The following is a 14,374-nucleotide window of genomic DNA, read 5'->3' on the forward strand; positions in this document are numbered from 1 at the left end:
GGGAACCATATTGAATCCTGATTCATCAAAACCGGACTGCGCTGACAGCCAGAAGCCAGCAGGCCCTCAAAACAACAGCTATATATATATGTTCAAGGCATTGGCCCCTCTCAAATACATTGACTGCAGATGGCTTATGCTGGCCAACTTTACCTCTTTCATGGCAATAGGCATGCAGCAGCTTACCAGGGGATGGCTCATACTGAGGCTTACCAATGATTCGCCCCTTGCACTATCATTTGTGACCATGTCCTTTGCCCTGCCCATGACATTTATGTCTCTTGTGGGAGGTGTACTCGCTGACAGGTTTCCTAAACGCAAATTAATGATCATAAGTCAGATCATAGTAACCCTAACAGTACTGCTGCTCGCAACACTTGATTATCTTGGAATTATCAGGTTCTGGCATCTGATCCTGATCGGTATAGTAAACGGGTCAGTAGTGGCCGTAAACATGCCAAGCAGGCAATCCATTTTTTCTGATATTCTCCCTGAGAATGATCTTATGTCAGCGATTGCACTGAACAACTCCGCCACCAACTCCACAAGGCTTGTGGGGCCGTCACTTGCAGGGTTTCTGATTGTTTTTATTGGGACATCAGGGGTATTTTTCCTGATTTCTGTTATACATTTGTTTTCGCTGTTTTTTCTCTGCATGCTGAAAACAGGTAAAAATGCAACAGGTAAAAGCAAAAAAAGTGTTACTGACGATATAGTTGAAGGATTCAGGTATGCAAAACATAATCCAGTTATACTGGGGCTGGTGTTGCTTTCACTGGTGCCTGCTGTCTTCGGATTTCCTTATGTATCTCTCCTGCCCGCCTGGGCAAGGGAGGCGCTTGATGCCCATTCCCCTGGCCTGGGGCTTCTTGAGGCAAGCATGGGTTTTGGGTCATTGCTCGGAACACTTATACTTGCATCCTTTAATAACATGAAAAACAGGGGAATAGTCCTGATATTAAACGGCCTTGCATGGGGTGTTGCTTTATTGATGTTTGCAGGATGCGGCTCATACTACACAGCCCTCCCCGGAATATTTGCTGTAGGGTTCATGAGCTCAATATTCATGGCACTGAATAATACCCTTATGCAGGTAAAATCATCTGATGAGATGAGGGGAAGGATGGTGAGCCTCTCTATTATGACCTTTGGCATTATGCCCCTTAGCGCTGTGCCTTTCGGGGCTGTCGCAGAAAAGATCGGGACGCCTTACTCACTAATGATAGCAGGCGCTATACTCTGCCTGTTTATGATAATCTTCTTTTTTCTATCACCCGGTTTCAGGAAGGACGCGCAGTAGAATTTTGCCCCTTCAGGGTATCAAGCATCTGCTCGTTATACCCTGAAGGGGCATTTCTGAAACCTATTTAAATATTTTAAAAATAATAAACATAATTACTGCCTGGACAATCCACCCTATAATACAAACACCAACCGCGCGTGGGGTGCTCTTGTAATCAAGGGCCTGCCTTACCGCAATTACCATAGCAACCAGCATCCATATACCGGCTAGAAATGATATGATTTGTCCCAGGCCGGGTATGATTCCGAGTATCCTTACAATACCCGGAGAACTGGCAAAACCTAATGTCCTGAGGAGTTCACCATAATCGGCGCTCGTATCCTGTTCAGGCAGAAATTTAGTACCAATAAAAAAGCAAAGGTAAGCCCATATAAGCCATGTTATAAGGGCAACCAGGGTGCCTGTAATCAGGCCGGCAAACCCGCCCTTTCCCATGAGCCCGATGCCAGAGGCTATACTCGCAAGGACTACCACCATCATTGACTCAAATGTTACTGTCTTATCTCTCTCCACCTCTTCATACAGAGTGATGTCCAGCCTTGCCGCCCTTATCATTTTGTCAACAAACGGATTCATACTACCCTCCTTTATTAGATTTTAAATACCAGATTGCCTGTTTATTAAAACATTAGATACTGAAACATCTGTCATCAGGCATTGTGCCTGCAATTTCTACAATGAGCTCTGCAACCCTTTCAGGGTCCATACCTATCGCCTTTTCACCGGTAAATCCGGAATTAAGCCCGGTCTTTACTGCCCCGGGGCAGACCACATATACCTTGATACCTTTATCTATAAGTTCTTCATCAAGCGCCTCAGAAAAGCCCCTTATACCGAACTTGGTTGCGCAGTATATGGCCATATCACTGTAGCCTGTAATCCCTGCCTCTGATGAGAGGTTTATTATCACACCTGATCTGGTCTTTAGCATTGGGCCTAAAACCGCCCTTGTCATAAAAAGGGTCCCCTTGAGGTTTGTATCCACGGTATTATTTATATTTGAAAATGTGTGATCACTGAAACAGGCCCTCCTCGGCAATATACCAGCGTTATTGACAAGTATATCCACCCTGCGGAACCGCTTTATTACCTCCGTTGAAAATCTTTTTATATCTGTTTCCTTTCTTACATCAGCAGGTTCAGCAAATACCTCTCCAAATTTCACAAGTCTCTTTTTGGCCTTTAAAATATCTCCCTTATGAAGGTCACAAAAGGCCACCTTTGCACCATGCTTGAGAAACAGTTCGGCAGAGGCAAAACCTATTCCCTTTGCTGCCCCGGTGATTACAGCCACCTTATCATTAAGATTATTTATCATGTCGCTTTTTTACCACTTTAGATTAGGGGGTGTAAATAAAAAACCCTTTCTCCTTTTACATAAAAAGGAGTATAGTTTTACTGCCTGATGTTTTGATCAGGCACAGGCAACAAGCTTTAAATTATAAAAACCTTTTTTTAAGGAGGGCATCATGTTCTGTCCAAAATGCAAAGCAGAATACAAAGAGGGTATTTTAAGATGTACCGAATGTGATATTGACCTTGTTTTTGAGCTGCCCCCTGAACCTGAGGATATACCGGAGTATGTTGACTGGGAACATCTCATCTCTTTTGCGGATAAATATGAGGCTGATCTTGCCCAGGGTCTTCTTGAGGCCAATGATATTGAGGCTGTTACAATAAGTGATGACTGCGGAAGCGTTTACCCTTCCATGACATATGTCCACGGTATCCGCCTGATGGTAAAGAATGAAGACCTCGAGGTGGCAAAAGAGGTGCTTCTTGATGCGGAATACAAGCTGTAAAAGTATTCTAAAATCACTTGACATAAATGGTTATGGACCTTAGATTCATGCCAATTTTTTTATGATTTTCCGGAACAATATTTCGTTTTATTTGTCTAAAGTCGCTAACTAAAAGTAATGAGTAACCTGACCGGCTCCGGCAGGTTATTGTTATTTTTTATGAGTTATACCCATTAAGAATACTGGAGGAAAGAATATGACTGTTGATGTAAAAAGGATCGGTGAGCGGGTAGAAAAGGAGAGCCCGCTGATTCAGCGTATAAGAACCGAGATGCACAGGATAATAGTGGGGCAGGACGCACTCATAGACGGCCTTATACTTGCCCTTATGTGCAATAACCATGTACTTATAGAGGGTGTGCCGGGCCTTGCAAAGACGCTCTCCATAACCACCCTTTCAAAGATGCTTCAGGCATCATTTAAAAGACTCCAGTTTACGCCTGACCTGCTTCCGGCAGATGTGATAGGCACACTCATATACAACCCCAAGACAGGGGATTTTACCACCAAAAAAGGGCCTATATTTGCGAACATCATTCTGGCTGATGAAATCAACAGGGCGCCCGCAAAGGTGCAGAGTGCACTCCTTGAGGCCATGCAGGAGAGGCAGGTGACTATTGGCGATACAAGCTATCCCCTTCCTGACCCCTTTATGGTAATGGCCACCCAGAACCCGATTGAGCAAGAGGGCACCTACCCTCTTCCAGAGGCGCAGGTGGACAGGTTCATGCTCAAGATAGTTGTTTCATATCCTTCCAAATCAGACGAGCACATGATCCTTAAAAGGATGGCAAAAAGCGCGCCTGGTCTTGATGTTGACCCTGTGCTTGCGCCTGATGATGTAAAACGGATCAGGGAACTCACCGATGAAATCTATATGGACGAAAAGATAGAGGAGTATATTGTTGATATAGTTGAGGCAACAAGAAACCCTGATGCATATAAACTTGATATAAAGGATTATATCCGGTACGGCGCCTCACCAAGGGCCTCAATATTTCTTGCCATGGCATCAAAGGCAAACGCCTTTATGGAGGGAAGGGGCTATGTAACACCGCAGGATGTAAAAAATGTGGCAATGAATGTATTAAGGCACAGGGTCATACTTACCTATGAGGCAGAGGCAGAGGAAAAGAGGCCCGAAGATATTATTAACCATATTTTACAGACTGTTGATGTCCCATGATACCTGCTGAACTCGCAAAAAAGATCAGATATATCCAGATATTTACCAGTAAGGCGGTTAATGACGGCCTTGCAGGTGAATATGAAAGTCTTTTCAAGGGAAGAGGCATGGAGTTCCAGGAGGTGCGCGAGTACCAGGTGGGTGACGATATCCGCACCATTGACTGGAACGTAACAGCCCGTGCAGGCCACCCCTATGTAAAGCTCTTTAGGGAGGAAAGGGAACTGACTGTTATGTTCCTTGTGGATCTTTCTGCCTCAGGGGCGTTCGGCAGCACAAGGCAGATAAAGAATGAGGCAGCCGCTGAGATATGCGCCCTGCTTGCCTTTTCCGCTATAAAAAACAATGACAAGGTGGGGCTTATCGTATTTACCGATCAGATAGAGATGTTTATCCCGCCTCAAAAGGGCACCACCCATGTACTGAGGCTCATAAGGGATCTGCTGAATTTCAAACCAAGGCAGGTAAAGACCGATCTTGTGGCAGGCATGGACTACCTTGGCAGGGTGCTCCATAAAAAGAGTGTTGTTTTTCTGGTTTCAGACTTCCAGGGCGAGGGGTATGAAAAGCAGTTGCGGATATTGGGAAAAAGGCATGACCTGATAGCCGTGTCCATTACCGACCCCAGGGAGATCACCATGCCTGATGTTGGGCTGATAGAACTTGAGGACGCTGAGACAGGCGAAACGATAATTATAGATACGGGGAGCGCATCCTTCAGAAAGGGGTATGAACAAATGGGCCAATCAAGGCTTGAATCCCTTAAAAAACTATTCAGGTCAACAGATATTGACCACATAGATATCAGGACAGGTCAGGATTATGTATTTGACCTTGTAAAATTCTTCAGAAACAGGGAGCAGAGGAGGTAAAAAAGATGGCAGAAGGTCTGGACTTCAGCATCCCTTCTACAGGTAAAAATAAAGGGAGGTCTCCCTTGAGATGGATATACATTATTCTGGCACTGCTTATAATTTTATCCATATTTAATGCAATGCTCTTTGTTATCAGGCCAGTAAGATCAGACGCAGGAGGCAATGGCATTTCCCCATCTGTCAGAGCCTTAAAATCGCTTGCCCTTAAACTTGAAAAACAGGAGATAAGCAGAGAGGCCATCAACGCATGGAAGGAGTATCTCAAGTTTGCGGAAACAGATGCCAATGAAACCGCAAGGATATGGTACAGGATCGGCAAGATATCCGAGGCAGCAGGTGACTATGATAATGCCCTTCATGCATATTACAGGTCTGAGGCATTTGCCTCCCCTGATGATATACGCGATGAGATAAACCAGCGTGTAGAGAGGTGCCTTGAAAAGGCAGGCAGGTTTGCGGCACTGCGTTATGATCTTAATGACAGGGTTGGAGCAAACACGGATTCGATAAAACATGGTGATCAGGTAGTTGCAGAGATAGGCACTTTAAAAATAACCCGTGAAGAGCTGGATAAAAGGATAGAAAAGGTTACAGCATCACGAATAAGCGGGCTTTCAAGGTATCTTTCCCCTGACCGGATCAACATGGAAAAGGAGAACCTTCTTAAGCAGTATTCATCTGACAGTGGCAGGAGGATGTTCCTTGAACAGTACATCATAGAAGAGATGCTCTACAGAAAGGCAAGGGAGGAGCGGCTTGCTGAGACAGATGAGATGAGGGAGGCCATCACAGAGATGGAGCGCAGCATGCTCGCATCAAAGGTCATGGAAAATGCCTATAAGGATGAGATAAGGGTAACTGAGAGTGATGTCCGCAATTTTTATGAGGCAAACAAAACGAAATATAATGAAAAGGATAAAGATGGCAAGGAGCAGGCACCTGAGTTTGAGAAGGTAAAAGAGAGGGTTATGCTTGATCTCATGAACGAAAAGGAAAGGGATGTACAAAGTGCCCTGATCGGAAGGCTCAGGGAAAAATATAATGTGGTGGTTCACAGCTCTGCCATAGCTGGCGGAGAAGCAAAACCGGATTTAACGAAAAAGGATAAGTAATATTCACCACGGAGTACACGGAGAGCACGGAGAAAAGCTTTTTATTATGTTATTAAAAAATAAATTTTGTTTTTCTTAGCGTCCTTTGCGTCTATGCGGTTCAATTTTAACTTGTCACTTCAACCATACAAGGACACGGAGGACACAGAGATTTTATTTTTCAATCTTTTCTCCGTGCTCTCCGTGGTTATAAGTAAGGTTTATTGATGCAATTTTTTATAGATATAAACAAATTTTTTTCAGCTAGACATAGCGGATGTTTTTTAATCCCGATAATGCTCCTGTGCCTTGTTCTTTTTCCTTCCTGCAAAAAGGATGGTGCAGGAAAAGAGACACCTGAAAAAAAGGTTGATAGAATCAATGAAACTGTCGAAAGGGGGCCGGCAAAGGTCACACTTGAGTCAGACAAAAAAGAGATAACCATTGCTGAACAGGTTAACCTTTCCATATCCATTGATATTGATGAGGAATATGATGTGGAGCTCCCCTCATTTGGTGACAAGCTTGAACAGTTCGGCATAGTCGATTACCACACTTCACAGCCTGAGCTCAAAGATAATAAAAGAAAACTCATAAGGCGCACCTACATACTTGAGCCCTTTCTCTCCGGCGATTATCCCATTATGCCCATGAAGATCACCTTCTATAAAAAAGAGGATAACAAGAAACATTTAATAGAAACCCCTGAGATCACAATAAAGGTTAAATCCCTTTTGCCTGATGATGTAAAGGATCTCAAACTTCATGATATCATCCCTCCCCTGCCCTACCCCAGGTCATACATGGTATGGATATGGGGGGGCACAGGTGCAGGCTTACTGATACTCCTTGCTGTAGGGGTCTATTTTTATAAAAAACGATTCATGAGAATGGATACTATTGAGATAAGGCTTAAGGCACATGAAATTGCCTATAATGAGCTTAAGGACCTTGTTGAAGAAGACCTTATTGATAAGGGAGAGATCAAGCTGTTTTATCTGAGACTCAGCTCCATAATAAGGAGATATATTGAAAACAGGTTTGGCTTACGTGCCCCTGAACAGACCACAGAGGAGTTTCTAAAAGGGCTTGAATCGGCGCAGGGGTTTCCTGACCGGTTTAAACCCCTTCTGAATAATTTTCTAAGGCACTGCGACCTTGTGAAATTTGCAAGGTTTGAGCCTGAGACAAAGGATATCCAGAACAGCTTTGACAGTTGCAAGGCATTTATACAGGGAACAGAGGAACAGGACTAGATACCATGCACTTTGAATCACCACTCGCATTTCTATTATTGATTTTGATCCCTATCCTGATCTACATGCACCTTTTTAGAAACAGGGGAGGCGCAATAAGGTTTTCATCTGTCGGGAATGCAGTAAAGGCATCAAGATCGATTAAGGTAAGACTTATAAGGCTGCCCGATATCATACGCATTATAGCCCTTATACTCATTATCATAGCCCTTGCCCGACCCCAGACAGGCAGGGAGAGGATAAGCGAGATAAGCAAGGGTATAGCAATAATGATGGTTGTTGACCGCTCAGGCAGCATGAACGCTGAGCTTGAATACAGGGGGCAAAACCTGAACCGTCTAGAGGCGGTAAAGCAGGTCTTTAAGGAATTTGTACTTGGCGGGACAAGCGGCCTTAAGGGGAGGCCCAATGACCTTATAGGCATGATTGTCTTTGCAAGGTACCCTGACACCATATGCCCCCTTACACTGGCGCACGGGGCGCTGCCGGCTTTTTTAAAAAATGTTAATATAGTGCAGACACGTGAAGAAGACGGCACTGCCATAGGTGATGCCATAGCCCTTGCAGCAGCACGTCTTAAAAAGGCAGAGGATACCCTTAAGGACGAGAAGGAGGGGTCAGGCAGATATGAGATTAAAAGCAAGGTGATCGTCCTGCTCTCTGATGGTGAAAACAATTTTGGTAAACGCTCCCCCATAGAGGCCGCGGAACTTGCGAAAGAATGGGGCATCAAGATATATGCAATAGCTATTGGAGGAGGTGAGGCTGTCACATCCATACAGACACCCTTTGGCACATACAAGGTACCTTCAAGGCAGAGGTTTGATACAACTGCGCTCAGGGTCGCAGCTGAAAAGACAGGCGGGCTTTTCCGTGAGGCGCACAATGCAGATGCCCTAATCGATATATATAAAGAGATAGATTCAATGGAAAAGAGCGAGATAGAGTCTGTCCGGTATGTGGATTATCAGGAGTCATTCATATGGCCGGCCATTGCAGGTTTCCTTCTGATAATACTGGATATCCTGCTCAGGAATACCCTCTTCAGGAGGGTACCATGAACGGGATTGTGCTGCACAATATAGATATGCTGCACCTGCTCTGGGTGCTCCCTTTTATTTTTCTAGTATACCTTTACGGCTGGTCAAAAAAGAAAAAGGCCCTTGAACGATTTATTGAGGCAGGGCTTATTAACAGGATAAATATCTCAACAGACAGATCAAAGAGGTATTTCAAGGCTGTGCTTGTTATTGTTTCTACTGCATTTGTCATCCTCTCCCTTACAAGGCCTGCATGGAACCCCGTGCCTGAAAAGATAGAACGCAGGGGAAGGGATATTGTATTTTTGCTTGATGTATCAAAAAGCATGCTTGCAGAAGACCTTGTGCCAAACCGCCTGGAGCGGGCAAAGCTTGCAATCAATGACTGTATAGACGGGCTCATGGGTGACAGGATAGCCCTTGTTGCCTTTGCCGGCACCGCAGCCATAAAATGCCCTTTAACCCAGGATTATGGTTTTTTCAGGACCATGCTAAAATCTGTTGATACTGAGAGCATAGCAAGGGGTGGCACCATGATAGGTGATGCCATAAGGCTTCTTTTAACGGATGTATTTGATGACCAGGCAAAGGAATACAAGGACATAATCCTGATAACAGACGGCGAGGATCATGACAGCTTTCCGGTAGAAGCGGCTAAAAAGGCCGGGGAAAAGGGGGTAAGGATTATTGCCATAGGGATTGGGGATGAGAATGAGGGAAAGAGGATACCGGTAACAAACGATAAGGGTGAAAGGACCTTTTTAAAATATAATGATCAGGAGGTCTGGTCAAAGCTTGATGCTGATACATTAAGAAAGATGGTAAATGTAACCCCTGGCGGTAAATATTTTAATGTTGCAACAGGTACCATTGATCTCGGAACAGTCTACAGGCAGCTTATTGCAGGGGCACAGAAAAAGGAGCTGGAATCAGAGACCATCAACCGCTTTGAAGAAAAATTCCAGATATTCTTAAGTGTTGCCTTTTTCCTTTTATGTATCGAGTATGTTTTATCTGAGAGAAAAAGGGGTGCCCGCAATGTTTAGAAAGAGCTTCAAGAATAATTCTGGATCGTCATTCCCGCGCGGGCGGGAATCCATTGTTCCTCATAGTTTCTCTAATTCCGCCTTTCCACCCTCCTTAGCAATACTACTGCGGAGGAGGGGCGCGGGAATGACGAAAAGGGGCAACAAATTATTTCTCAGGGAGTCTCTTAGGATCAATTTTATTCTGATAATCATCACTGTTATCTTCTCAACAGGCAATATTACCTTTGCAGACTCTACCGCAAAATATATCGACAAAGGTAACAGGGCGTGGCTCTCCGGCAATTATGATGATGCCATAAAAAGCTATGATGAGGCAGGGGTTAATGACCCTGAATCCCCATATATATATTTCAATAAAGGCGCTGCCCTCTATAAAAAGGGGGATTTTCAGGGGGCTATAGAGGCATTTGAAAAGGCTGCCCTGAAGAGTAAAGAGCCCTTGATGGAGGCAAAGAGCAGGTTTAACCTGGGTAACTGCGCATTCAGTGAGGCAGAGCGCCAGATGGACAATGACCTTAAAAAGGCAATGGAGCTTTGCCAGAAGAGTGTTGTGCATTATCAGGATGCACTCAAGCTTGATCCGAGTTTAAAAAAGGCAGCAGAAAACATAGAGATTGTCCGGCTCATGATGAAAAATATCCTTGATGAGATAAAAAAGAGAGAAGAGGCGGCAAAAGAACAGGCGCAGCAGGCAAAAGAGAATACAGAAGAGCTTCAGAAGCTCATTAAGAGGCAGGAAGAGGCACTTAACAAGAACAGAGAGCAATCTAAAAAGAATATGTCCCCTTCTGAAAAGAAAAAGGGGCTGGATCAGATGGCTAACGAACAAAAGGCCATATCAGAGGATACACAGAGATTTACTGACAAAATAAAGGGGCAGGCTGCACAACAGAAACAGGAAGAGGCAAATCCGGCATTGACCCATCTGAATAATGCTGTTAAAGAGCAGCTTGCAGCAGAGGGGAACTTAAGAAACCAGAACCCATCAGAGGCTGAAAAAAACCAGGAGAATGCAATAAATGAATTAAAGGATGCGCTCACTCCCCCGGAACAGGATCAGAAAAAACAGGGCAAAGATCAGCAGAAAAAAGAGGGTGAACAGGGAAGCCAGGAGCAGCAGGATCAGAAAGATCAGGAGAAAAAGGAAGATGGCGGAGAGCAGCCTGAACAAAAGGATGCAGAAGGCAAAGAGGATCAACAGGATGAAAAGCAGCCATCCATGCAGAAGCAAGGCATAGACCCCCAGGATATACTGGATGAAGAGGCGGATAACAAGAAAGAACGGCGCATGAGGGCCCCGGGCGGTTACAAGGATGTTGACAGGGACTGGTAATGTATAAAAGACTTTTTATATATCTATTTGCCATATTGATCATATGTGGAAATGCCTTTGCATCGGGGCTGAGTGTGCAAACCGCACTTGAGCGCACAGAGGTCTATACAGGTGAGACATTTATATTCCAGCTTCAGGTATCAGGCAGTGAGGATCCTGAAGAGCCTGACCTCTCTCACCTGGATGGATTCAGGGTACAGTTTGCAGGTGGTTCACAGAACAGCAGCTCATCCATATCTATAATAAACGGTCAGATGACCCGCGAAGATAAAAAGGGCTATGTCTTCAGTTACAGGCTTACACCTTTAAAGACAGGCACGCTTGCGATACCATCAATAGAGGTAAAGGCAGGGGGCATGACCGCCCGCACAGAGCCTCTTGTTATTGTCGCAAGAAAACCTGCTGAGACAGATGACTTCAAACTCAGGCTCACGCTTTCAAAAGAGAAATGCTATACAGGCGAGCCTGTTATACTCACTGTTACATGGTATATAGGTAAAAATGTGAATGACTTTAATTTCACCCTTCCTTTAATGGGTGACAAACGCTTTACCTTTGCCACCCCTGAGGTTGATACAAGGTCAGGCAAAAAGCTATACCGCATACAGCTTGGTGACAGCGAGGCCATAGGTGAAGAGGGACAAGGCACACTGGATGGGAAGAGTTATACAACCATATCCTTTAAAAAGGTGCTTATCCCCATAAAGGCTGGCATAATACCCATTGAACAGGCTACAGTAACATGCTCTGCCCTTACCGGTTATTCAAGAAGGTCAAACGACCCCTTTTCCAGCTTTTTTGATGACGATTTTTTTGGCTCTTCACGCAGGGGTGTTTACAGCACAGTGGTTGTACCCTCCAACACCCTTTCGCTCAGGGTACTGGAACTGCCCATAGAAGGGAGACCGGCCAATTTTAAAGGTCATATAGGCAAATACAATATAGAAACCTCCGCCACTCCTCTAAATATAAATATCGGTGACCCTGTAACCTTTACTGTCAAAATCAGCGGGCCTCCATATCTTGAACATATTGATTTACCGCCCCTGAAAGAGCAGCTTGCATTTAAAAACAGCTTCAGGATACCTGATGAAAGGGCAGGCGCAGAGATAAAAGGAAAGGAAAAGATCTTTACCCAGACCATAAGGCCTCTCAATTCCAATGTCAGGGAGATACCAGCTTACGAACTCCCATATTTTGACACTGAAAAGGGTGAATACCTTGTTGCGCTCTCTGCCCCCATACCAGTTACAGTAAATGAGACAAGGGTTGTAACACTCCTTGATGCTGAGGGCGCTGCTGAAACAGGTATAAATGGAGCGGGCATAGAGACATCAAAAAAGGGGATCGCATTCAGCTATGAGGATATGTCTGTTATTCAAAGAGAGTATCTGTCTCCCATTTCCTGTTTTTTAAACGGTCCCTGGCCCTACCTGCTTTTTACCCCGCCTTTCCTCTATCTTATTCTGTTTTCGGGAGTCTATATCTCACGAAAGAGGAATAATGATCCTTTAAAGATATTATCCAAGAAGGCATTTGCAGTATTTAAAAAAAGACTTCATGATGCTGAAAAGGCAACGCCTGAAAAGGCATGCGGGATAGTGCTTGATTCATTCAGGGAATACCTCGGTATAAAACTAAGGCTTACATCAACAGGAGCCCTCACATTTGCAGATGTAAAGCAACAACTTGAATCTTCTGTCATGAAAAATGAGATCATTGAGAAGGTAAAGGGTATCTTCTATTCCTGTGAGGCAGGGGCATATGCAGGGGATATAACATTCAAGGACAATTCTTCACTGATTAAAAAAGTCCTTGATGCTGCAACAGAACTTGAAAAGAGGCTTAAATAAAATGACGAATAATATCAGAAATCAGGTAAACAAATATTTTCAGAGCGGTTTTATATCTGTGCTTATGATTTCTGCGGTCTGCCTCTTCTCAATGGCTGTCTCATCCTCTTTACATGCTGATGCACTGGACAGGGCCGCCATATCTGAGCTCTACAATGAGGCGCGTGATCTTTTCAGGCAGGCGGATACGGCCGCAGGCACATCATATGACCATGCCATGACCCTGTATAAAAAGGCCGCCATGCGCTATGAACGCATCATAAAGGAGGGGGGCATAGAAAATGGTAAAATTTATTATAATCTGGGTAACATATATTTCAGGATGAACGATATCGGGAGGGCCATTCTGAATTATCGTAAGGCAGAGCAATATATGCCTGATGATAATAACCTCAAACAAAACCTCACCTATGCAAGGGCAAAGAGGATAGACAGGATAGAGGAAAAACAGGAGACAAAGGTGATGAAGACCCTCTTCTTCTGGCACTATGACCTCTCTGTAAAGAGCCGTTTAATGCTTTTTACATTATTCTTTGCCATCTTCTGGGTATCCGCATGTGTCAGGATATTTTTCAAAAAACCATTCCTCTTCTGGCTGATAACCTCATCAGCCCTTGTCTCTATCCTTTTCTGCGGGTCTCTTGCCGCTGATGAATATTTACTTAAAAAACAAAGGCCGGGCGTAATCCTGACCACAGAAACAACTGCACGCAAGGGAAACAGTGAGACCTATGAGCCCAGCTTTATGGAGCCGCTGCATGCAGGCACAGAATTTACACTCATTGAAGCAAGGGGAGAGTGGTTTCAGATTGAACTGGCAGACTCACGTACCTGCTGGGTTCAGGCTAAAGATGTTGAGCTTGTGAGGTAAATGTTGATTCAGCTTTCAGCGGTCAGTGATCATCTATAAGAGCATCTTGAATTCCTTTACTGATCAGCTGTCGCACAAGGCTATTGCGAGACAGGAAGCTGAATGCTAAAGGTTGACTGTTTTCAACCAAAAACGCCAGTTTTTGGATAACTATTATTTATTCCTCAATGTCAGGGGTATCTTAATGGTAACAGTTGATTTTTAGTAACTCTGTGGTGTGTCAGAGAAAAAAGTGGCGGAGGAAGTAGGATTCGAACCCACGGAACTTTCGTTCAACGGTTTTCAAGACCGCCGCCTTAAACCACTCGGCCATTCCTCCAGATTAAATTTGTGCTTCATATATTACTAAAATGCAAAAATATCAAGCAATAAAAAAACTAAAACACAAAAAAGTATTATTGACTAGAGGACAAGGGCTCACCTATTTTTGCACCCATCTGCATTATTTTTGTTATATTAATTTCAGTGATTTTTTACAGCAGTACCTCATTTGTTGATGGTGTCAAAGATATGGCAAGCTGCTCAAGGCACTGGAAAATGCTGAAAAGACAGTATCAGAGGTGGAAGAGGTAAAAACCAGGTTACAAGTTACCCGGCAAAAGGCCGCCAGACTAAAGTATATAACCCAGGAGGAGCTTCGCGAGTATGTTGCAGAAGAGGCCATGTCAGGAATTTTTAAAAAGATCGCGGATAAGGAGCTTTTAATATGAGAATC

General features: G+C 44.2%; 14 protein-coding genes and 1 tRNA gene. 12 read left to right on the plus strand and 3 right to left on the minus strand.

Annotated elements, in window-relative coordinates; translation table 11 throughout:
- Nucleotides 1-10 precede the first annotated feature (10 nt).
- Nucleotides 11-1,300 carry an MFS transporter gene (locus GX654_10725; GenBank protein NLD37330.1) on the plus strand — a complete coding sequence of 430 codons (1,290 nt, stop codon included), beginning with the start codon at nt 11-13 and terminating at the stop codon, nt 1,298-1,300.
- 63 nt (nt 1,301-1,363) lie between these two features.
- On the opposite strand, the gene GX654_10730 is transcribed toward GX654_10725, so the two are convergent.
- Complete coding sequence (locus tag GX654_10730; GenBank protein NLD37331.1) at nt 1,364-1,879, minus strand: hypothetical protein; 516 nt, start codon at nt 1,877-1,879, stop codon at nt 1,364-1,366.
- Between the two features lie 52 nt (nt 1,880-1,931).
- The gene (locus GX654_10735; protein ID NLD37332.1) at nt 1,932-2,621 is read right to left on the minus strand and encodes an SDR family oxidoreductase; all 690 of its coding nucleotides are present in this window, start codon (nt 2,619-2,621) and stop codon (nt 1,932-1,934) included.
- A gap of 151 nt (nt 2,622-2,772) precedes the next feature.
- Between GX654_10735 and GX654_10740 the strand changes: the two genes are divergently transcribed.
- From GX654_10740 to GX654_10785, 10 genes are all read left to right on the plus strand, one after another.
- Nucleotides 2,773-3,105, plus strand: a complete 333-nt coding sequence (locus GX654_10740) for a DUF2007 domain-containing protein (GenBank protein NLD37333.1) — start codon at nt 2,773-2,775, stop codon at nt 3,103-3,105.
- Between the two features lie 196 nt (nt 3,106-3,301).
- A complete protein-coding gene (locus GX654_10745; protein ID NLD37334.1) occupies nt 3,302-4,291 on the plus strand; it encodes an AAA domain-containing protein in 990 nt (329 codons plus the stop codon).
- A complete protein-coding gene (locus tag GX654_10750) occupies nt 4,288-5,163 on the plus strand; it encodes a DUF58 domain-containing protein (GenBank protein ID NLD37335.1) in 876 nt (291 codons plus the stop codon). Before GX654_10745 ends, GX654_10750 begins: the two co-directional genes overlap by 4 nt.
- A 5-nt stretch (nt 5,164-5,168) precedes the next feature.
- Nucleotides 5,169-6,278 (plus strand): hypothetical protein, encoded by a 1,110-nt coding sequence (locus GX654_10755; protein NLD37336.1) that lies wholly within the window; start codon nt 5,169-5,171, stop codon nt 6,276-6,278.
- Between the two features lie 206 nt (nt 6,279-6,484).
- Nucleotides 6,485-7,513, plus strand: a complete 1,029-nt coding sequence (locus GX654_10760; protein NLD37337.1) for a protein BatD — start codon at nt 6,485-6,487, stop codon at nt 7,511-7,513.
- A 5-nt stretch (nt 7,514-7,518) separates the two neighbouring features.
- Complete coding sequence (locus GX654_10765; GenBank protein ID NLD37338.1) at nt 7,519-8,574, plus strand: VWA domain-containing protein; 1,056 nt, start codon at nt 7,519-7,521, stop codon at nt 8,572-8,574.
- Nucleotides 8,496-9,599, plus strand: coding sequence for a VWA domain-containing protein (locus GX654_10770; GenBank protein ID NLD37339.1), 1,104 nt, complete (start codon nt 8,496-8,498; stop codon nt 9,597-9,599). Before GX654_10765 ends, GX654_10770 begins: the two co-directional genes overlap by 79 nt.
- A 127-nt stretch (nt 9,600-9,726) precedes the next feature.
- The gene (locus GX654_10775; protein ID NLD37340.1) at nt 9,727-10,935 is read left to right on the plus strand and encodes a tetratricopeptide repeat protein; all 1,209 of its coding nucleotides are present in this window, start codon (nt 9,727-9,729) and stop codon (nt 10,933-10,935) included.
- Nucleotides 10,935-12,788: a protein BatD gene (locus GX654_10780; protein NLD37341.1), complete on the plus strand. Its 1,854-nt coding sequence runs from the start codon at nt 10,935-10,937 to the stop codon at nt 12,786-12,788. Before GX654_10775 ends, GX654_10780 begins: the two co-directional genes overlap by 1 nt.
- Before the next feature lies 1 nt (nt 12,789).
- Entirely contained in the window at nt 12,790-13,659 is an 870-nt protein-coding gene (locus tag GX654_10785) for a tetratricopeptide repeat protein (protein NLD37342.1), read from the plus strand.
- Nucleotides 13,660-13,892: 233 nt separating this feature from the next.
- Here GX654_10785 and GX654_10790 read toward each other — a convergent pair.
- Nucleotides 13,893-13,978, minus strand: a tRNA-Ser gene (locus tag GX654_10790).
- A 241-nt stretch (nt 13,979-14,219) separates the two neighbouring features.
- Between GX654_10790 and GX654_10795 the strand changes: the two genes are divergently transcribed.
- On the plus strand, nt 14,220-14,369 hold the full coding sequence (locus GX654_10795) for a DUF4197 domain-containing protein (GenBank protein ID NLD37343.1): 150 nt from the start codon (nt 14,220-14,222) through the stop codon (nt 14,367-14,369).
- Nucleotides 14,370-14,374 lie beyond the last annotated feature (5 nt).

The sequence above is a fragment of the Desulfatiglans sp. genome (assembly GCA_012513605.1).
In the GTDB taxonomy this organism is placed as follows: Bacteria; Desulfobacterota; DSM-4660; order Desulfatiglandales; family HGW-15; genus JAAZBV01.